This window comes from Bacteroidales bacterium (assembly GCA_014860575.1).
Taxonomy (GTDB): Bacteria; Bacteroidota; Bacteroidia; order Bacteroidales; family JAAYJT01; genus JAAYJT01.
This window is the reverse complement of the sequence record JACZJK010000013.1, coordinates 44,049-66,131: the sequence shown is the minus strand read 5'-3', so window position 1 is coordinate 66,131 and position 22,083 is coordinate 44,049. Positions and strand designations below refer to the sequence as shown.

14 protein-coding genes are annotated in these 22,083 nt (G+C 38.8%); 2 read left to right on the top strand and 12 right to left on the bottom strand.

Going from position 1 to position 22,083, the window contains the following annotated elements; genetic code table 11:
• The first annotated feature begins 552 nt into the window (after positions 1 to 552).
• On the top strand, positions 553 to 2,271 hold the full coding sequence (locus IH597_02940; protein MBE0661399.1) for a DEAD/DEAH box helicase family protein: 1,719 nt from the start codon (positions 553 to 555) through the stop codon (positions 2,269 to 2,271).
• Between the two features lie 18 nt (positions 2,272 to 2,289).
• Here the strand turns inward: IH597_02940 and IH597_02935 are convergent, their stop codons facing one another.
• From IH597_02935 to IH597_02885, 11 genes are all read right to left on the bottom strand, one after another.
• Entirely contained in the window at positions 2,290 to 3,090 is an 801-nt protein-coding gene (locus IH597_02935) for an SOS response-associated peptidase (protein ID MBE0661398.1), read from the bottom strand.
• A gap of 84 nt (positions 3,091 to 3,174) precedes the next feature.
• Positions 3,175 to 4,125, bottom strand: coding sequence for a hypothetical protein (locus tag IH597_02930; GenBank protein MBE0661397.1), 951 nt, complete (start codon positions 4,123 to 4,125; stop codon positions 3,175 to 3,177).
• 148 nt (positions 4,126 to 4,273) lie between these two features.
• Positions 4,274 to 5,269, bottom strand: coding sequence for a DUF91 domain-containing protein (locus IH597_02925; GenBank protein MBE0661396.1), 996 nt, complete (start codon positions 5,267 to 5,269; stop codon positions 4,274 to 4,276).
• A gap of 47 nt (positions 5,270 to 5,316) precedes the next feature.
• Positions 5,317 to 6,219, bottom strand: a complete 903-nt coding sequence (locus tag IH597_02920) for an Mrr restriction system protein (protein ID MBE0661395.1) — start codon at positions 6,217 to 6,219, stop codon at positions 5,317 to 5,319.
• A 134-nt stretch (positions 6,220 to 6,353) separates the two neighbouring features.
• Positions 6,354 to 8,879, bottom strand: coding sequence for a DEAD/DEAH box helicase family protein (locus tag IH597_02915; GenBank protein ID MBE0661394.1), 2,526 nt, complete (start codon positions 8,877 to 8,879; stop codon positions 6,354 to 6,356).
• 2 nt (positions 8,880 to 8,881) lie between these two features.
• Complete coding sequence (locus IH597_02910) at positions 8,882 to 10,573, bottom strand: site-specific DNA-methyltransferase (protein MBE0661393.1); 1,692 nt, start codon at positions 10,571 to 10,573, stop codon at positions 8,882 to 8,884.
• Between the two features lie 674 nt (positions 10,574 to 11,247).
• The gene (locus tag IH597_02905) at positions 11,248 to 12,882 is read right to left on the bottom strand and encodes a hypothetical protein (protein MBE0661392.1); all 1,635 of its coding nucleotides are present in this window, start codon (positions 12,880 to 12,882) and stop codon (positions 11,248 to 11,250) included.
• 2 nt (positions 12,883 to 12,884) lie between these two features.
• Positions 12,885 to 13,226 carry a helix-turn-helix domain-containing protein gene (locus IH597_02900; GenBank protein ID MBE0661391.1) on the bottom strand — a complete coding sequence of 114 codons (342 nt, stop codon included), beginning with the start codon at positions 13,224 to 13,226 and terminating at the stop codon, positions 12,885 to 12,887.
• A 113-nt stretch (positions 13,227 to 13,339) separates the two neighbouring features.
• Entirely contained in the window at positions 13,340 to 15,445 is a 2,106-nt protein-coding gene (locus IH597_02895) for a hypothetical protein (protein MBE0661390.1), read from the bottom strand.
• A gap of 18 nt (positions 15,446 to 15,463) precedes the next feature.
• The gene (locus IH597_02890; protein ID MBE0661389.1) at positions 15,464 to 16,696 is read right to left on the bottom strand and encodes a site-specific integrase; all 1,233 of its coding nucleotides are present in this window, start codon (positions 16,694 to 16,696) and stop codon (positions 15,464 to 15,466) included.
• Positions 16,697 to 16,995: 299 nt separating this feature from the next.
• Positions 16,996 to 18,678, bottom strand: a complete 1,683-nt coding sequence (locus IH597_02885) for an L-lactate permease (GenBank protein ID MBE0661388.1) — start codon at positions 18,676 to 18,678, stop codon at positions 16,996 to 16,998.
• 138 nt (positions 18,679 to 18,816) lie between these two features.
• Between IH597_02885 and IH597_02880 the strand changes: the two genes are divergently transcribed.
• Positions 18,817 to 19,824 (top strand): 2-hydroxyacid dehydrogenase, encoded by a 1,008-nt coding sequence (locus tag IH597_02880; GenBank protein MBE0661387.1) that lies wholly within the window; start codon positions 18,817 to 18,819, stop codon positions 19,822 to 19,824.
• Positions 19,825 to 20,002: 178 nt separating this feature from the next.
• On the opposite strand, the gene IH597_02875 is transcribed toward IH597_02880, so the two are convergent.
• Entirely contained in the window at positions 20,003 to 21,919 is a 1,917-nt protein-coding gene (locus tag IH597_02875) for a 4Fe-4S binding protein (protein ID MBE0661386.1), read from the bottom strand.
• Positions 21,920 to 22,083 lie beyond the last annotated feature (164 nt).

Here is a 22,083-nt window from a genome sequence, read left to right as displayed (position 1 = left end):
CACACTTTACTCCGGTTTGAGTGGCACACTTTGCTCCGGAATCCGTGGCACATCTTGCTCCGGTACAGGTGGCACAATTACTCCGGAATCAGTGGCACACTTTGAACCGGTTTATCCAGGTTTCCAAAGAAATCTAATTTTATAAATTAGATCGCATATACTTTGCGATTATAAAATCTAATCTCATAAATTATTAAAAATCAGTGTTTTATCATTGTCATGTCGAAAAATTTACATATCTTTGCACCTAAATTCATGTACGCTTTTTAATATCAGCATTATTGCTGATATATTTTGAAATGATTTTTCCATTTTTTTAGGAGTTGGTTCTATATATAGAATATTTATAATCAAAAAAATTGGAATTATTATTCACAAACTAGAAAGCAATTATTAACTAATAAAATTACTAAATAGTCAATGAACAAAAAGGAAGAAATCATTTATGCAGGAGACGCCAATTATCTTGGCGAAATTGATGGGTTTACGGATTTGCCCTCGAAATGCAGGTTTAACAAAATCCTTACTGGTTGTGGTGGAACATCGGTTGCATTGAGCAATGACAAACCTTACGTGTTATGTGTTCCCTATGTTTCCCTAATTAAAAATAAGTTAGAGTGGTGTAATGAGCGAGGCTTGGAAGTTTTGGCGGTATATGCAGATGAAGCTGGAATCTATGAGATTGAAAAATTTTCCGGATCAAAAATAATTGTCACATATAATTCGCTTCATAAAGTAGTCCAAGGATTAGGTGAAAAAATTAAAGATTATAAAATTCTGATTGATGAATACCATTTGCTCGTCAATAGCGGTTCATTCAGGTATGATGCCGTTAATGAAGTGTTGAAGCTCTTTAGAGAATTCGGGGATTATGTTTTTATGACAGCAACGCCTGTTCAAAGGAAGTACTTGCCCAAGGTTTTACAGGAGATTCCGGAGATAACTATGAGTTGGGAAAATGTAACGCCAGTAACAATTGATTATACGATCCTGGAAGACAAGCATCTTTATCCCGCAGTAGCGAAAATCGCAAATCATTATATTCAGGGTGATTACCCAGGGAACGCTTATTTCTTTCTGAATTCAGTCCGGTCTATAATTGACATTGTCAGTTACTTACAGAAAACTGGTGTGACTGAAAATGATGTTCGGATAATTTGTTCCAATCAAGATCGCAACCTTGTAAAAATTAACGAAGCTTTGGGCGGCAGATTTGCGATAAGCAGTACTTCTGATTTCCCGAAGAAATTGAACTATATAACATCAACAGCATTTGAGGGTTGCGATATTTTCGATACAGAAGGAGTAACCTACATTATATCGGATGGCAAGAAGGGCAACACAAAATATGATGTTATGACCACGATCCCGCAAATTATCGGCAGGATTCGGGATACAAAGTATAAGAATTGGGCCAAGCTGATATTTTCTCCTTCGGAATATTTCAATCACACCACTGAAGCTGAATTTGAAAGAACCGTCCTGAATAATCTTAGTGAAGCGAGGAAACGGGTTGAGACTTTTAATTCTATGTCAGAAAAAGAAGACAGAGATTATTATTTGAAAGGGGTGAAAGAAAGCGGGAGTTCATATTTTGTAATTAATGGTGATATGCTGGAGGTTAATGAAACCGCTAAATGTGCTGAATTGCAAAATTTTGCTGCGCTGCACACAACCTATTATGTGAAGAGAGATAAATCCGGGAAGCCAATTCAAAAGGAAGGTTCAAAAAAAGAGATTATTAATGGCCGGGAATATAATGTAAACAGCACTTTGCCTGATGAACAGCTATTGTTGAACAGGCTGGAGGCGGTGCAGTTTGGTATTGAAAGGAAAAACTTCCATGAATTAGTTGACTTGTATTTTGAAAAATTCGTTAACGTCAACTTTTTACCGGATTCTGAATGTAAAGACAAGGTTTTGATTGATGAATTATACCCTCTCATTCCTGAAGCGATGTTGAAGCTGGGATATGATCGGATTAGGGCGCTTAAATACAATCAAAGGGCTATTCGGGCTGAAATTTTGAAAGCGACATCCCTTGCCAATCCTGTTAAAGTCAGAAAATTGTTGAACAAACAAATATATCGGACGGATAGGCGGATTACATACGATCAGATTAAATCAGACCTTCAGGAAGTATATGATGACCTTGGGATTAGGAGAACTGCAAAAGCAACTGACATAAAATCAGTTTTCGATGTGAAGGAGTGTAAAATCAAGAGAAATGGTTCTTATTTACATGCTTACAAAATTATCGCAATAAAGTAACCAGGATCAGCCACTCGCTTACGATTTCGGTGAGTTATCAAACCATAACTTCCCAGGCTCCGTAGGTTTCTTCTTTGAAACATAATGTGAGCTAGGAAATGATATTTTCCTAACCTCACTGGCAAGCTTTTCACCGATGGGCCTTAACATTTCAGTGGTAGCGGTGGTATCAACTTCTTTGCTAATTTGATGCGCATTCATCGCTTTTGAGGGGTATTGAATAATTTTAGCCAGTATATCATGCAGGTGATTTGATGCCTTTAGCCAGCTTGTTTCAGCTCCATATGGCAATATTACAGGCATTCTTGATACAGGGATTTTTTGCAGGAGATTGTTGGCTGGTACAGTGATAATAGCATAGGAATGCAGCTTCTCACCTGTTGCCGGATCAGTCCAGATATCATATATTCCTGCCATCCCGAAAGGTCGTTTCTTACCTTTCAGATAAACAAGGAAGGGTTGATCGCTACAATAGGAAATGAAGGCATCAGCAATTACAATGCACCTTTTATTGAAAAGCGGATTCCGGAATGATTTCTTTAGAAAGATTGCTTTGGAGCCTGAGTAGTTTGGATTGTTTTCAGGATTTTTATCACCTTCAGCCCGGGCATTGATGATCTGCATTGGTTGTTTTGACCAGGAAGGTGTTAATCCAAAAGTGCTGACGGTAAGTTTATGCGGGTTCTCCTGGGTAATGATCAATGATTGGTTCCCAGGTGTGATAATCAGGTTGTTCTTAAAATCTTGATGTGAAGACTCAAGATTGAAGTGTTTGTTAATACTGCTTGTGTTGCTGGCAAGGACGTATTTTTGTGGCATGATTAGATTGTAATCAAAGTTGGGATTACAATTTAGGAAGAAATATGAATAAAGCTAAAAAGGGACTCAAAAAATACGCCACCTCTATATTACTGTTAAATCCTTTACTCTAAGTGTCCCCCACCAACTCTCCCATACATTTGTTCCCCACCAGTCACTGATTCTATATTTACCATCAGGCAGTGGGGAAATGGGCTCAGAAAAAATAATTTTATCTCCTTTGCTGATTTTATGAGCGGACTGTTGCTCAATTATAACAGTATAGCCTTCTTTAAGAGTAATTTTTTTAGTAAAAGTAATTCTACTAATATGACTGCTGTCAATCATAATTGCATAGCCATAGCCTAGTGGATTCTCCAGATTAGTATATATTTTTTTTGAGTCTATAAGTCTCCCGTTCAAAGTGATTATATTGCCTAAATTATTTTCTATGTTTAATTCACCATCAGCAATTTCGTATGTTATTCCCTCGTTTGATTTTAATGAATAATTAGTAGCGACTCGCTGAATTCTCCCGTTTTGGATAATATAGGTGAATTTTTTACATTGCGAAACATAGATTCCATCGGGTAATTTTGCAGGTTCTTTATTAGCATCAAATGTTTCTACTGCATGATTAGCTATTTGTAATGGAGATTTTTTATCAGTATTATGTATCTGAATAATCTCTCCGGTGTAAAGTGCAACTTCCGTGATCTTCAACTTTTCAAATCTAAGGGTTTCGAGATACCCGGCAACGTTATAATCAGGTATGGTGTTCTCATTTGCTAAAGCGTAGAGCTGGTTATCAGTACCATCTTTTTTTAGAATGAGCACGTTTTCATCAATAAACTGCTCGTTTAAAAGTAATTTATCAACAGACCTGTCAATGTAAAGTGATTTTGATTCGGGGAAATAATCCCATGATCCAAGAGTTACCTTACCATTCTTTGACAGTATCAGACCTTTATCCCGTTTGAAAATCAGCTTTTGAATTTCTCCGTCCTCATCAATCATCGCCCAGGGCTTATCAACCAATAGAGTCTTCTTTTTCAAAGACAACGTGGATGACTGTAAGGATTTGAGGTAGTATTTGATTAAGTCATTCATTAAAAATAAGTTGTCGGTAATTACTTAGGAATAGTCGGCCATATTTATTTAGAAATGTTCAGTTTAAAAAGATCCATCGACAAATATCTTAATCTTACTGCTGGTTAATTTCATTCAACAGGTCCTTGATCAAGGTGAGGTATTGTTCCCTGATTTTAAAGTTGTCTTTTTCCCAGGAATAACTCGGATAGCTATACTCAATGATTTGCCTTAAATAATCCTTCCATTCATGGCCTAACTGACCAGATATTAATGACATGAAATAGCCAGCCTGACTTTCATCTTTTGCTTCGCCAGATTTGACAAACTCTTTTAATAATTGGCTGCGAGTTAGTGTTTTGCCTGTTAATAACGCTGGCAACATGATTTCTCTCAACCTACGGGCAGAATGCAGGTTCTTATTCAGATATTTCTTTAACAGGTCTTTTAATTTATCGGCATCATAAGTTCCGGCTTCATCAGATCGAGCAATTGTGAATTTTCTTTTATTTGCTTTTTGAATTTCAATTTCTTCGGGAATAATAACAGTGCGGGATAAAATTTCGTTACCTGATGATGTTTTGGAATAGTTCAGCATTACGGCATTTATGCTTAAATTGAAATTATTAGAAAGCCATTCAATCATGCGGTTTGTTGCCTCTTCTATTCCGAACCCGACAAGTAAAAGACGCTGGCTGTTGTTGATCACAACTTCCTCAATATTAAACTCATCAAATTTTTCGCTTAAATAATCTTCTAAGCCTTGTTTCATGTTGGATTGGCATATCTCACTCAGCTTGTCAATATTCCATGTGGCAACATCAGATGCATAATCAATGGCCTGGGCAATTGCTTCTCTGGGCAACTTATTACGCTTGAGTTCAATTATTACGGTGTTGCCGCTGTTATCAATTCCAAGAAAATCAAGATATCCTGACTTGGTTTGAACCTGCTCGCCAATTATCTGGATATCTTCGCCTATGATTTGAGGGTTTGTTTTGATCCATTGTTCCAAATCCTCTTTTTCTCTTCGTTGATTCTCGGCAAGGGTAGTATTGATCTGAGTTAAATTCCCGTCAACAATTTCCCACGTTTTAATCTCAGTGGCCATATGATCTTGTTTTGTTAAAGTGGTGATGAAAAAATTATTAATCCTATCTATTCATTGCTTCCTAAAAAGTAGATCGGTTGTAAGGGAAGTAGGTTTTTGTCATCATCAGGCATTTTAGTGTAGTATTCCTGCCATAGATTAACAAACTTGGTAAAGTCAATGAGTTCAATATGTTTGTCAGCAGACCTTGCCTCAATAAAAGCAGGTGAGCTAAAGGAACCAGAGGTAACAAAAAGCCCAAAATCACTGCTGCGCTTCATTGTACCTGATAACCGTTGAATGTCATCAGAGGAAATGCTGGTATCGGGACGATGCTTTACCTGGACTATAATTCGAGGAGATTTAACACCAAGTGGATCGGTATAAGCGATAATATCAATTCCACCATCCCGACCTTTAGGTGCGATAAAAGCTATGTAATATCCCATTGCTTTGAGTAAAGCAGAAACCATATCCTGGAACTCATAAGGGTTCTTGTCAATTATGTATTCACGAATACCGTCTAAAGCACGAGATTCATATTGATCAAGTAGTGCTATTTGTTTTTGTGCCTTTTCTCCAGCACCCTCAATTTCATCAGGCGAGTCTACCTTCTTCTTTTTATTCTTTGTATCCCATTCTCGATATTTCTCTGTGGCTGTCTCAAGAAGCTTCTCCGGGCCGAGCTGAATTGCCTTCTCACCTTCATCAGTTAAGTACCAAACACCTTTCTGCTTTCTCAAGTAACCGGCTTTCATACAATCAATGGTGTAAAAATGGAAGACGCTTTCCCATCTTATATACCCTGTTTTTTCATAAACATGGATTTCATAGTCATCAAACTCGACAGTTTCTCTTATTTTGTCCACTACTTCTTTTCCCCGCATTTCACCACCAGCTTCTTTGAGAATAATGAAGGCTGCGTAAATTGTTTTTTGAGCGATTTTGGTGCTTCTGGACGTTGTTTTCATATAAGATGATAATGATTTACAGATGTAATTGCCTTTATGTTAAGTCCTAATCTGCGAATTTTGGCTAATTGTTCATTTTTTTTATTAATAAAATTATGCGGCTTTGTAATGTGTAAGGCTGTGAGGAGTTGGAATTATTTCATTAATTTTTTCAATTCTTCTTCTTCCTGTTTCTCTTCGATTAAGTACGCTTCTACTGATTCATTGAGTGTTCCAATTTTAAATTTAGTCTGATAAGCAATCATTTTACCTTTCTTTTTGAGACGTGTCATTTCATCCATGACTTTCTTCTTATAAAGAGTGTCCGGATTTGCTGCTAAGTGTTCGCCCTTGCTCTCTATGATATAAACGACCTCAATGGTGTCATCATCTTTCTTTTTGGCTGCCACAAAATCAGGTCTGATTTTATGTTCATGCCAACCTTGAATGGCATACCAATTTTTACCAACTCGATTCCTGAACCACCAAAGAAGCTTTGTTTGATTTTCGAGTATGGAAGCAACAGATTTTTCGAGGCTATTCATAGTTGTTACTTCAACATCTGAGTAAAGGTTTTTAGTGTATGTGTTCGGAATACTTGTAATGGTGATTGTGTCTGTGCTTGGAACTTTATAACCAATTGATTTGTCATCACTCACAGTAAGTTCTAGGCTGTTGTTTTTCAGGTGGTTTAAAAAGATTTCTTCTTCCTGTTTCTGGCGGTTTTCTTTAAGGTCTTTCGTTATCAGCGAAGTTATGTATGAGAAATGTTCTGAAAACTTTTGCTCACCAATTTTGTCCATTAGTACATCTATAGCCTCATTACAGATTCTTCTTGCCAAAAATGAATTGTCTATCACTTCAGAGAAACGTCTTGTCATATAGCCCCTCGAAATAAAACCTTTAAATCTTGATTCAATGGATTCTTCTGCGATTGCGGCCTGGCTTTCTTCATTTATTGTTACTCTAAAAGCCTTTTTCTCTTTGTTTTCTTCACTGAGAGAGAATGTAATTCGGGTTAATAGTTCTTCGGAGATTTTATAAGATTGAAAGTCAATGAAGGGTCTTATGTCAAAATCGTAGCTAAATCTCCTCTTTGAGTCCTTTTCTTTGTTAAAAATCAGCCAAACTGGAAGGTAGAAAGCGTATTCGTATTTTTTGAACTCATCCTTTATTGTAACATTCTTTGTAGGATTAACATGTTCTTGCCCCTGGACTTTCATTTTTGAAACTAGATCACCAAGACCTTCTTCCTTGAATCCTGTAATTACTCTATCCAATAGGCTTCTCGTGTCACCTTTGCAGTAGTACACGTAACTTTCATCCAGCAATGGAATGCCTGTCTTTTTAGCTCGTGGTTGCCGTAAAATTCGGCCTATGAGCTGTGTAACCCCTGTGTTTGAGGCAGTATTAGGAATAATACCCAAGGTATAGGCAAAAGAACAATCCCAACCCTCGGATAAGGCTTCTTTGGTCACTAGGAACCTAACTGGGCATTCAGGAGCGAAAAGGTCCATGTTTTCTATGTCGTTTTGAGCACTCGATTTTATAGCCACTTCATCAGGATTTACACCCATTTCAATTAAGTGTTCCTTGACATCTTCACTATGTACAAAACCTTTACCACGCTGGTCTTTGCCTGTACGCTCTACTTGAATTAGTGCGATTGGACGAATGTACTCACCCGTGTTCCAACGGTATTCTATTGCCTTGTTTTCTAGTTGTTCACGGTGTTCCTTGATTTGACTAATCATTCCTTTCCAGTCATTACCTGAGCCACTGGCAGGAGGACGAATATGCAAATCAAGTTTTACCATTTCTTCATCCTTCAATTCAAGACCTGTGACAGTAGAAAGCAAATTCATGCTTTCTTTTGGTGTGGCTGATAGCCCTAAAACAATTTCAGGGTTTAGGTTGTCAATGGTTGCTTTTGCGGTTGGGGTGAATACTCTGTGAATTTCATCAATGATAATAAGGGGCTTTGAGACTCTAACAGCATTACCAAGACTTGTAACTAATTGTGCCTGTTCACCATTCACCCACATTGTATCCAAATTAGGTACTTCTTTCAACCATTGTCCATGTAGGTCATGCCTGTTGTCCTGAGGAAAGAAACTGTCATATCCACCACTATCCTGAAATACTTTAAGGGCTTCTGAATTATTAGCCCTACTGATGGATTGAATCATAATGAAGAGAACCACCAAGTTTTCTTCAATGTCTTGAAGTGATAGTTTTTGACCTTTCTCCTTAATGATTGTTTTGCCACCACTTGCCTGGTCTAATAATTGCCGATAAGGGTGACTTTTATCCCTTAGCCTATCAACTGTTTGCGTGTAGATTGTTTCCTTAGGAACAATCCAGACGACTAAGCCAGTTTTTCGCTCTGCAAAAAGGGTCTGATACTCTCTTATTGCTTCTACCGCCAAAATGGTTTTACCGCCACCTGTTGGAACTTTAAGTGAAGTACGTGGATAATATTGACCCAATCCATTGCGGCAATTATCTATGTAGGGTTTGCCAATTGTATCAAATGTGGACTGCACATAGTTCAGATTGTTACGTATGTTCTCAGGCAAAACCTTTGCTGCGGTTTCAAAGGCTGTTTTCTGAGTCTTAGCCGTTTGGAAAAAGTGTTTCAGCTCATTTACAACCCGTATTTGATATTTTTTTAAATACATGCTTATCTATTATTTTTGCGTTCAAACAGATTGTAGGGAACTGAGACAAAATCAATTTGCATGGCATTCATGTACTCTTCATCCAAAAAGCATGAAGGGGCAAATACAACCCTGCGCTTACCGGGGCTATGCTTTACAATTGATTCTGCGATTTGAAGAGTGAGTGCCAAACGAGTAAGCTTATCCATGTCCTGCTCGTAGATTAAGTAAACGGCTTGTCCGCTTTCCATGCCTACAAAGTGCTGTGAAGCATCTACTTTACTTTTATCAGCCAAATGTCCGCCTGTTGCTAGGTAGTACACATACTCAGCAAACTGTTGATAAGTGGGCAGGTCTCCGTCTAACATGGTTTCAGGGTCGATAGGAGAACCTACACGGAGATACTTGAAGCCGGCATCATACCCAAACATCTCTATTGCCCTTTTCACCCTTTCTCTCGTAATATCCCTGCAAATATTTTTGTCAGGTTCTTTTTCTGAAGATTCGGTCATTTGAACAAGTACACACTTGCGATTTCCACCATCAAGCTGATTTAAAGCATGAATTGCATGCATTGTTGTTCCTGAGCCTGCAAAAGAATCAAGAATAATATCATTAGATTTAGTAACAAAAGGAAGTATGTGTTCTATTAATTGAACTGGTTTTGGGTTTTTTAATGGGACATTGCCAAATAATTCACGCAAATCATATGCACCTAAACGACCGTCTATATCAATCCAGCTTGGAAGCTTATCTACATACTCATGAGCATAAACTTTAAGTTCAACTATTTTATCTTCATCATCTCCAAATATTATTTTCTCATTTTCAATTAGTTCCTTCATTGTGGATTCAGGAAATCTATACCCCATTAAAGGTTCTTTACAGGGCTTTTTAGTATCTGGATGTATTATATCATATCTGTAACCTTCTTTTCCAGGGTTGTGTACACTTTGACTCCCAGTGTAAACACCACCTTTATCTATATATTTGTAACGGTCAAGCTTACCTAGGAATTTCTTGTTTTCTCTAAACCACTCCTTATAAGCATCGATAAGATCTTCTTCGTCTGAATGTTTTTTTGTTAAATCAGCGCCTATTTTGATTAATTCATCTTTTGCATCTGAAAGGGGAGATTTCCATTCACTATCTATAAATTCCTTGTTCTTGGCATAACATAATATGTATTCATGTTCAGTTGCAATGTTGGTTGGATTATTGTCAGTTGCATTTTTCCAAATAATATTACCTAAATGATTTGAATCTTGAAAAATTTCATCCATAATCATTGTAAGATGATGAACTTCATTATTATCGCAAGAAATAAAAATTAAACCACCTTCATCAAGCAAGTCATGTAACATCTTTATTCTTGGTGACATCATACATAACCATTTGTCATGCTTAGTTAAGTCATCCTTTGATACAACCTTATTTAACCATTCTCTAATTAAAGGGCTATTAACCTTGTCAGAATATACCCAGTCTTCTTTACCCGTATTATATGGAGGATCAATATATATGAATTTAATTCTGCCTGCATATTTTGGCAACAAGGCTTTAAGAGCTAACAGGTTATCACCTTCAACAATGAAGTTGCCTTCACTTTTTTCAGGTTGAAAATGAAGTTCTTCAACTTCTTCAAGAGAATGATAAGGAACACTTAAATGATGATTCCATATGCTATTTTTGCCTTTGAACTGTAATGTGGGCATCTTAACTATTTTTCGATTTGTTTTTAACTTCTTGTTCAGCCACTTTCAATGCTTTTGTTACCATTTCTTCATCTTTAAGAAGGTCATACACCTGATCAGCTAACCACAGAGTTAGTTGGTCTTACATTAGCGTCTAACATTTCTGTAAGTTGAAGCACTAGTTCTTCACGTTCAATTTTGCTAAACATGGGGGTCTATTTCTTTACTGGCGGCTAACTGGCGTTGCAAAAGCTCTTTACTTTCATGCAGCTCTCTAATACGTTCACCAAAATGCATGACCTGTTATATTATGACTTGTCATTATTTGACCAATATATGAAATTCTTCTCATATTTCTACAGCGGAAGGGATAAAAAATAGGCTCTTTTTGTTTTTTGGTATATTATTATTCATTATCAATTCATTTAATCCCTCAATCAATAACCTCAACCCGTACCAATAATTTCTTAATCTTCCGATCCTTCAATTTATAAACCGCCTTTTCAAATGTTCTGTAGGGGTTAAAGTCAAAGGTTTTGCTGTTTGGCAAATATATTAAAATAGTGACTGAGTGACGCTATTTCTTTTTAATCAGGGTGTATGATAATAAGGCCAGTAAAAACAACTAGCTTGAGACACCCTCGAATATATGAAATTGTATCACTCTGTCACTCATGATCGCATAAGCCTTATATCTATTGCCTGCTGGGAGTAAACTTAATGAATATTTTTCCGGAACTTTTTCTACCAGATTTAACTAGTCCATTGGTTTCAGCAAATATTTTCAACCATTTGGAAAAAGTTTGGGAGAAAAGCTCATCTTCTCCACTATAAAACTGAGATTTGAATTCATCAAACAATTCAGCCTGATCATACTCCAGGTTTGGTTCTATCTCACTTTGTAGTATCCAATCGTAAAATTCCCGGCTTGTGAATTGAATCAAGCGGTTCTGGTTAACCGATCTCAATCCATAGGGATGCAATCCATTGGTTAGATAAAAATTGCAGCATTCAAACATAAATGTGAAAAAGCGGTTCCATTCTGTTTGATTCCAAACCTGTTTATCGAAAAATATTCCGCCATGTACAGTATCAATAGGATTTTTCATTGGATCAGACCTCTGTTTATCCGAATAGAAAGAAGAGAACTCCAAGATATACATTCTGCGTTGAGCAGTGTTTCCCTCAGCATTCAGTATGACGTTAGAAGTGATATAGATTTTGGGGCTTATATCTATTTCAATCTTATACGATGCTTTGTATTTTTGCTCAACTTCAATCCCTTCAGTTAAAACGCTGTTGAATCTCAAGAAATCAAAATCGGGTTTCACATCATCCAGGTAGATAACCTGAGTTTCTTTATCAACACCCTGGAAGCAAAACCTTTGTGCTGGGTTAAATTTTTTACCATCTATTGTTGCTGAGTTTCTTAATTGCCGAATAGCCTGTGCAATTATTCCTTTTCCTGTACCACCCTGGGGCCTATCCCGTTCTGTCAGTTCAGCATCATAAGCTACGACCGCACGTCCAAGACTGTTATGCTGATAGTAATGTAATAAATACCCAATCGCAGATTTAAATCCCTTGAATCTGGGTTGACCTGGATCATCAGAAGCATCATTCGCAACATTTCCTACAAATGACTTGAATATAGGATCATTGGAATCAAGACTATAGTCATGATCTATTATTTGGTTTTTCCAGATGCAAAGATTATCCAGTTCACTATAATTCATTGGCACGATACCCTCTCTTCCTTGAATCACCTTTACTACGCAATTACGGAATGGGAAAAACATTTCAGTTTTGGTATCTGCTAAAATTGGAGTGTCGTGATTTTCAAGGAATCCCAGTGTACTGTAGTTTAGAATCAAATGAATTTGCCTTAAGAAAAGCTCTTCCATGTTTTCATAACTAACCCTTACTGTTTTCCCTGCGTATTCAAAGACAATTCCTCTGGACAAGCTTTTGAGGTAGATATTGATTTCATCACGAATATTTGCAATTTCAACCTCATAAATTTTATTTTCCTCTTGCCGGATCAACAGATAAGTACAGTCATCAATATATCTCTTGCAAAATCCTCTGGATCTAAGGAAGCTCAGAATACCGGCATTATATAGCTTATCAAGCTGAACACTTTGATCGTTGACCGTGTAGATGAAAATTCCACGTGCAATGGATTTCTTCTCAAGTGGAACAATCTTGTTTTCGATCTGACTCCACATTCCAATGGATTGCGCTGCTTGCGTTTGTGCAGTGCTAACTTCAGGTATAATAAAGTCGGCTTTACTTATACCTATTGCTTCAACAAATTGCATCTTTTCCATGACTATGCCCTCCTTGATTTAGTTAAACCATCAATGGCACTGTCCATGATTTCAGCATTGGTTTGTTGGCGACCTTCACGTACATAGTTCATCAGGTCATCTTTTGAAAAGTACAAGCGTTTTGATCTTTTCATGTAAGGAAATTCTCCTCTGCTGACCATCGAGTAAACTGTCGGCACAGCCAGGTTCAGGAATTTGGCAGCCTGTGGAACTGTCATCAGTTCTGGTTGCGCTACACTTGGACTTTGAGTCGTTTGCTCTGACAGGATTCTTTCGAGCCTGTCAATTTTTTCGATAAGTAACCCCACCGCTTCGGGAAGGTTGTTAAAGCTTATTGTCTTCATGTTTTTATAAGTTTAAATGAAACATGAAGCAAGAGTATAGCAGGGTTTTCGGGCTTCTTTGGAGGGTTATTGGGGTTAATGGGGTTGATTGATAATGTGCATATTAGACGATGCTAAAATCCACTACTCCGGGTAATGGATTTATAAATTTCAGCATCCTCTGATTCATTAAAGACCTTTAAATATCTGATAATTTTAAAAAATTCTGTATCGCTTTTGAGCTCTTCACCTAACTCTTTGTATATGCGATGAATAGCTTGAGCTATCTGGGTTTTTGTTTTTGGTCGTGTCAGTAACGTTTCTTCTGGCAATTCATAAGACTCCAGCATGAAATATTTCTCTAACAGGCTGACAAATTTTTTAAAATCATTTTCTGTTCTGAAAGCATATTGCCAACCTTTTTGACCTTTACTGCCCATTTCATCGAATGAATCCTCGATTATTTTTCTCGTTGCACTTATAGTTCTGCGATCAGAAGGTTGTTCTTGCCTTATCTTTTCATTCTTGATCAGACCCGCAAACTCATCTGGGTTTTCAAGGATTGTTTGCCAGATGGAATATAACCTACCTTGCTTTAATCCCATGTCCCTCCAATAAACATAGATTGCAGAATCTTTAAAGTCTGAAATTGGAGGTGGAGATGTTACTTCGTTGATATATCTTAGATTCCTCTTAGAATTCTCTTCTTGTTTGTTAGCCCTTAATAATTTGTAACCGGTGAAAAAGCCCTTACGATAATAATATAAAAAGGGCATAACTCCTTTGTGAAGTACTTCAGGTATATAATCATAATTAAAGTATTCAAAAGAGATTGTTTGAAATGTTCTCTTGCTGAAATCAATGTGTTCAAATCCTTTATCTGTGAGCAAATTATTAAAAAGAGTTAGCTGAGTCTGCGAAATAGACAGCTTTGCAGGCATTGGCATCATCATCAATCCTATCATATTATCATCTTCGACCAATCCATAGATATCATAAAATAGGCGAGGCGGCTCAGGAGCTGTACGTTTAATCTCCTCAGAATGTTTTCTTTCAAAGTTGGATGTTAAATCTACCACAATGTAATCCTCTGGATTATACTGTTTATAATACATTTCCACTATTTTCTTAGGAATTTCCTGAGTAATCCTTGGAGTCAAGTTAATGATGGAGTAATCATCTGCTTTAGACTCGAAATTATCAAGTCTCTCTGGCTTTTCAATCATGGGCAGTTGCTGAGTGACGCCAACTATTTTACTGAAAAAGCTTTCGGTTCGGAATTCTTGCGTAAAGGGTTCATGTTTCTTAAAAATATACCTGATTATTGCTTTTAAAGCATTTCCACAGATTTCTTTTTCATCCTCATCTAAATCCCTATGTAAATTGTTGTTTATGAATTTGATGCGAAACAATAACTTCTTTAGAAATAGCGTGATTTCGGCTTCATTTGCGCTACGATCAACACGTTCATCAATATATTTCAAAGTCTTGTAAAACTCTTCATTAATCCTTGCTTGAAGAATTTTCTCGAAAGGTTCATCAAATAAATCGGGGGAAGTATCGTGACTTGAATCCGAAATTTCCTGACTTTGGTCATTCTCATTTGTAATTTGTTGATCGGGTTCATAGGGTTCGATCACTATTAATTCGTAAAGGTCAGAAATGCCTGCCAATACAAAGTAAAACTCGAAAAAGGCCAGCGGATCATTTTTACTTGATCGTGGCGGGCTTCCAGATAATGGGTCTGGTGAAGAGAAATCACCATCTGATGAATTTTGTATAGAGGCTTGTATAGTGGTCAGGTAGTTAATAAATTCCGATCCTGACTTGTGCATTAGTTGATAATATTCCTGAATATCATTCTCAGTGAGAGTTTTCGCTTCAGCTTCCTGTTCCATAAGATTCATGAAGCGGAATCCTTCATGTTTATATTTGCCGTCTGATTGTGTTAATCTATTGAGAGCTTGTTTTGCTTCATTGAGCTTTGAGCTTATAAAGACAAGTTTTTCAAACTTGGAAGGTTTATGGTTTATGATTGTGATAATATCTTTCTTGCCACGTTCAAAAAACAGTTTATTGTCTGCACTGAAAGACTTAAAGCTTTGATAACCGTTAAATTCAATTTCCTCGGACTTGCTTTCTGGTGTCAAGGTTGCCCGTATGATTAAATCAGAGGAGTTTATCAAAGAGATAAACATATCATGATATCCGGTATCTTCAAATTCTTCTGGTACTTTCATAACAGATGTAATAAAGGATTAAAACTCCATCAGTTTCCGGGCAATTTCTTTTTTCTTCTCATCCTCAAATCCAGCGAAGTAGCCCCTTGTTGTGTCCATACTGCTGTGACTAAGGGCTTCACTTACATATTCCATGCTGGCCCCGCTACGAATCGCAGTTGTTGCGAATGAATGTCTTGCCCAGTAGGTGCTTATCTTTTCATCTATTCCCGCACTTTTGGCAAATTTAAGAAAATGCTGGTTTACAAACCTGACGAAAAGCTTTAGTTTGCGGTATTGCTCATCAGGTGAATCCATGAGGTCAACGATTGAGAAGATTAATTTGTTAGGTGATTTGTCTGGCTGGCCATACTTTTCAATTACACCCTTGGAAAAATCTGTTAAATAAACAACCACTGGAGCTTGGTCAGCATCAGTTGTTGCAGTTTTCGCCCTGGAGAACTTCAATGTGTCATCTGAAAGATTTTTATACCTTAAATAGGCGATATCCTTAAAATTCATCCCGTTGCAGCTGTAAGAGAAAAACCAGAAATCCTTGGCCTTCTGCTGGAGATCATTTTCTGGGATTGCTTCATACAGTTTCTTTAGCTGATCCGCTGTCAAAGCCTTTTTAATCCCTTTGGGCTTTGGAACACTATATTTGCGTTTACCAAATGGGTACTCATCTTTCACAATCACTCCATCTTCAATCGCATTATTGAAAACTGCCTGAAGAGTTCTCACATACATGCTCAGCGTTGTTTTACTCTTGCCATTTTCCTCAACCATGTGCCTTTCATAGCCTTTCAGCCAGTTGGTTGTGATGGTCTGGAATGTTAGCTTGTCTTTACCATGATATTCCAGTAATGAATCAAGGCTGTATTCATAGAGTTTGGAAGTTGATATCTGGTTGTTTTGTTTGAAGTTGTCTATCGCCCTTTTGTAGTAAGTATTAACATCACCTTCCTTGGGTTGCGAAGAAAACAATTCCCGCTCGAAAGCCTCAAATGAGAATCTGGACAGATTATCTGCAACATCACTTGCTTCATTCTCAATAGCAGTGAGCTTTAAGCGCTCAGTATTGTAAGCTTTAGGTTTTCTCTTATCAACCCATATCTTTTCAAAATCCTCTTCCGAATAAGCATATTTTGTTTTGTAGAGCTTTTGCATCCGGGGCTTATTCCTAAAAACACGTATCTTTACCGGATACTTTCCATCCTTCCTGGCCCTTCTTTTGTCCAGGTAAATGGAGATGGTAACGTTCTTATCCATAATTGAAAAGTTTTGGCTAAATTATAAATTTGCATACAATTTGCATACTTTTCTGCAAAATATCGATTGACATCGATTAATATCGATAAGTATTAAATATTTTAACTATTTGATAGTCAAATATCTATAATGAAAGAGGTAGTATACTTATAGTGTCGTCTGACGCTTGACAGGCAAGAGGTCACTGGTTCGAATCCAGTATATCTCACATCTTGTAACGCATTCCACTATATTTCACTCGATTTAGTCCGCAGCATTGGTTAGTACTGCAACGGTTTTATTCTGCTTGGCAGGGCAATTCAAACCACCACTCCGCCTGAAAACCCCATAACTATCATTGCAATTATTCCGGCTAGCAAGCAAAGTAGTATGGCAGGCAGTAAATTCTTTTTCAGCAATTCGCCTTCCATACCGCTCAAACCAACTGTTGCACAGGCGGCAATGATATTGTAAACACCAATCATATTGCCCATTGCAGCTCCTACATTCTGCAGGCTGAGAACCACAAGAATAGAAATCTCTGTTTCCTGGGCAACCTTAAATTGAAATAACGAAAACAACATATTTGAGACGGTAGCCGAACCCGACATAAATGATCCTAACGCCCCGATCAAGGGGCTTATCAGAGGCCAGATACCGCTGAAAACGTCAGCAGCATACAATGCCATTGCTATCGGCATGCCGGGTATATCGCCGGGGTTATTTCCCGATTGCATCATCAAACGCACCATCGGAACTGCAAATATCAAAGCGATAAATGGGCCTTTCACTTTCTGGTAAGTGTTTGTAAGGGTTCCTGAAACCTGAGTTTTATTCATCCCAAAAATAAAAATGCAAAGTATTGTAACGAGCAGAAACGGAATGATCCCGGGATTATACAAGGGGGCAAAACCAGCGGAGATTTCTGTTCCAAACAGATTAGCGATCTTGATTTCTGCTTCTCTGAGCCAATCGTTGAATGGTAAAAATCTCATTCTCGTCAGAACCAATATTGCACCGATCAAAATATACGGCAGCCAGGCTTTGGGCAGCGACATGTGTTTTGCAGTGATGTTAGATTGCAATGTCAATGAGCCTTTCCATTCAGGTTTCCAGCTTGATTCATCAGGGAAATCCCAGTGCTTTTTTGGGGTCAGAAAGCCCACCCTTGTAGCCGGGATCAGAATAAGCATTCCTGCTAAACCGCCTAGAATTGAAGGAAACTCGGGTCCCAGAAAAAGAGCAACCAAAAGGTAGGGAACAACAAAGCATAAACCTGCAAACACAGCATAAGACCAGATGGCGAAACCTTCGAGAAAGCTTTTTCTTTCGCCAAAGAAACGGGTCAGTAAAACAACAATGAGCAATGGAACCAGGATTCCGGGCAATACATGCAGACATGCAGTCCAGATTCCTGTTTGCCTTATAAATTCTTCGAAGCCCATTCCGGCCAGATCCAGCGTTTGATGGATTTCAGGCAAATCAAGAGATGTTTTGATGCCGATAAGCGTTGGAGTGCCGATAGCGCCAAATGAAACAGCGGTAGTGTTCGCAATAAGCGCAACCATCACGGCGGCAAGGGCAGGAAATCCAAGCGCAAGAAGTAATGGCGCTGTGAGGGCTGCCGGAGTTCCAAAACCAGCCGCACCTTCAATAAAACTACCAAAAAGCCAGGTAATTATGATGGCCTGAACCCGCTTGTCGGGCGAAATGCTGCTAAATCCCCGGTTGATGGTGGCGATGGCTCCACTTTCCTGAAGAGCAAATAACAAGGTGAGCGCACCAAAAACAATCAGGACAATTTCCACTGAAATCACCAGACCATTTACCCACGATGCTGCAATGATACTTATTGGTGTTTGCCAGACTGCAAGCACTAGTAAAAGAGTGATAACAAATGCAAGTGGCATTGCCCTGGTGGCTGGCCAGCGAAAAACCGCCATGAGTACAAAGATGAGCGCTATAGGCAAAAAGGCAAACAATGAATAGAGACCTTCAGGCATAATATTAAATCCTATTACATGTAACTGATATACTAAACCTTTCAAATTATCTGGCTTACATAGCGTTTCCAACGTCTATCAGCTTAAACAATGCCCTATCTTCATTGTTTAAACACTACTAAGTAAACTTAATTAAATATGGCAAAAATTGCATTTTTTTCAACACAAGCATACGATCGGCAGTTTTTTGAAAACAAAACCGATCGCCATCAAATTGATTTTTTCGAGAGCCGTTTGAAACGAAGAACGGTTGACCTCTCCAAAGGATACAACGGCGTATGTGTTTTTGTAACCGACCGCCTTGATGCCGATGTTCTTCAGGCCTTGGCAGATAATGGCGTAAAACTGGTAGCCTTACGAAGCGCGGGGTTTAACCATGTGGATTTAGAAGCCGCCGAAAAAGCCGGAATCCGCGTGATGCGCGTTCCGGCATATTCGCCCGAGGCTGTTGCAGAACACGCTGTTGCATTGATATTAACACTGGCCAGGAAAACGCACAAAGCCTATAACAGGGTAAGGGATGGCAATTTCTCGCTCGATAAACTTATGGGGTTCACACTAAAAAACAGAACCATAGGAATTATCGGAACCGGGCAAATAGGAAGGTCTTTCTGCAACATCATGCTCGGTTTTGGTTGCCGTATTGTGGCATACGATAAATATCCTTCGGATGAGATGAAAGAAAAAGGCGTTGAATACCTCGACTTCGACGAGGTACTTGAAGTAAGCGATATTCTCAGCCTGCACTGTCCGCTCACTCTTGAAACAAAGCATCTGATCAATGAAAGCACCTTAGGTAAAATGAAGAAAGGCGCAATGCTTGTAAATACAGGCCGTGGAAAACTTGTAAACACAGCAGCAGTAATTGATTCGCTAAAGAAGGAACATCTGGGTTCACTGGCGATTGATGTGTATGAAGAAGAGGAAAAACTGTTTTTCAGGGATTTGTCTGATTATATCATACCCGATGAGCAGATTGCCCAGTTGATGATCTTCCCTAATGTTCTGATCACAGCTCACCAGGGCTTCTTTACCAGGGAAAGCATGGATGAAATCGCCAGGATCACACTGAAAAACTTAGATGATTTTGAAGATGGTAATGAGTCAGTTAACGAAGTAAACAGTGAACTGATCAAAGACAATTAATCTCAGTGCCAGAGCTTCAGTCCACTCATTAGTTTAAATTCAAAATTCCATATTTCATATTCCATATTCAGAAATCAATATTCAAAATTCAAGAATGCTATCGTTTGTAGGTTCTCGAATCTTGAATTTTGAATCTGGAATGTTGAATTAGCAACTGTATAACTGCATCACAATAAACCTACTCAAACGAATACGGATTCGGGAAATCCTTTGAAGTGCCGTCAGCATAGGTTACCGTGAGATTAGGCTTTGTAAGCATTGCCTTTATGTTTTCGGAGTTGGTAAGATCCGTAACATAGTGAATGCTTAGCACAGGCGAATCATTTGCCCATTGCACACTCATGCGAACCACGCCCTCATCGGCTGTCAAATGACTGAACAGGAAGATAAACCAGCGCTGTTTATCCTGTCGGATGGCTTCAGCAAACGGCATTTCATATACGCTTAGCTGGCTTTCTTCATAGTTTTCAATATCGCCGGTGCTGCGATCGAATGGCCTGAAGGTTTTTTGCAAATATTCACGGGTATCTATAACAGCAATTTCCGGAGTGATGTATGACACTTCAAACGAAGTTCGCTCAGTAATCATCTGCTCGCCTTCAGCATACGTAATGCTTCCGGCTTCAATCAATGACTTCAATCCGGTTGGATCAGCAAGTGCGGGGTCATAATAGATTTTCGCGTGAACCGGTTCGCCAAAATAAGTCTCCATGCCGAACACACCTGTATTTAGCTTGAGCATCTCGCTAACCAGAAATGCATCTTTGGTATCGAAAAAGCGATCAATGCCCATATCAACCACATGGAGTTGCTGCAAACCGGCAGGTGGCTCAAGCAATACCCAGCTAACCGGATTAAAAATTCCTTCGCGGATGCGGAGTTCATCTACAACATTGGGATCGTAAAAGATTTTCACCCGAAAACCCTTCACAAAAGTCTGAACTCCCAACACACCTTCAACCTGCTCCATTTGCGTGGCAAAAGCCTTAGAACTGCCAAAGCATTTTACACTTTTCAACCCTGATTGCTGGTAGACTTCTGCGTTCTTAAACTGTTCGTCACTTCCCCAGCGCATATCAATGGTAGGCAATTCCCATTGAGCAGAAATGAATATTCCGGCTGTTACCAATATGACCACCGACGCGGCGGGTAGCCAACGCAACAGTTTACGGTTGATGGTAAGGGCACCTTTTTCAGGGCATTTCACAACGCAATCCACGCACATGTGACAATCAATGTGTTTTACGGTCTTGACTTCGGAAACCTTGATGGCATAAGGGCAAACCTTGTCGCATATCTTGCAGTTGGTGCAAATGTCATCGTGGCGGGTGATCCTCATCAGAGGAAAATACAATCCCTGACGGCGGGATATTTCAAGTAAAAGCCCTGCAACACAAACAGCGCCCAGGTACCATGCCCAATGTAAGGGCCAGCCAATCACGCTTATAATCAGCCAATAGGCCAGGGTCAAAATTAAAAATACCGGTGCGAACGCAAAGATGTTGGCGGCAGCGCCCAGCGGACATAAATATTTGCACCAGAATTGTCTGATAAAGAATGATCCCAGAATAGTGATCAGAATAGCGATCACGGCATAAAGCAGCGTAACGTCGCCATCAAAACCTGAGAAAATGGCATAATACGGGTCGTATTGTTTACAGAAAAGTTCGCTGGAACTTACAGTGAAATAGAAAGTGATAAACAATAAAACGTATTTCAAAGACCTGAGCAGCTTATCAGCCAAACCTGTGATTGTGAAACGCAGTTTAAAGCGATCCCCTACTCTTCCCAGCCATTCGGTGAAAGTACCGATAGGACAGATATAGCTGCAAAACAACTTACTGAGTAAAAGCACACCAATCACGAGGGCAATACCCATAAAAATCTGCGTGGTGGACATGGCACATGCCAACGAGTTAGTGTTCAGGTAACTTCCCAAGGCCTGCATCCCACCAAATGGGCAATAGGCTTCAAAATCAGGGGTGTAGGATTTATCAACAAACAGCCTGATGACCATATAACCCAGCAGACCAAGGATGATCCATTGCAGCGAGAGGCGGTAGTAGTTGGTTCTTTTGTTTCGTTTTCTTGTCATGATGGTTCGTTTTTAGTTGGGCGTTCCGGGTTCAAGGTTCAAAGTTCAAGGTTCCGGGTTCGGGATACTTGTTTCTTGTTCCTTGTTCCTTGTTGCTGGTTTCTTGTTACTGGTTGCTGGTTCCTTGTCTCTTGATTCTTGTGTCTTGATTCTTGTCTCTTTAA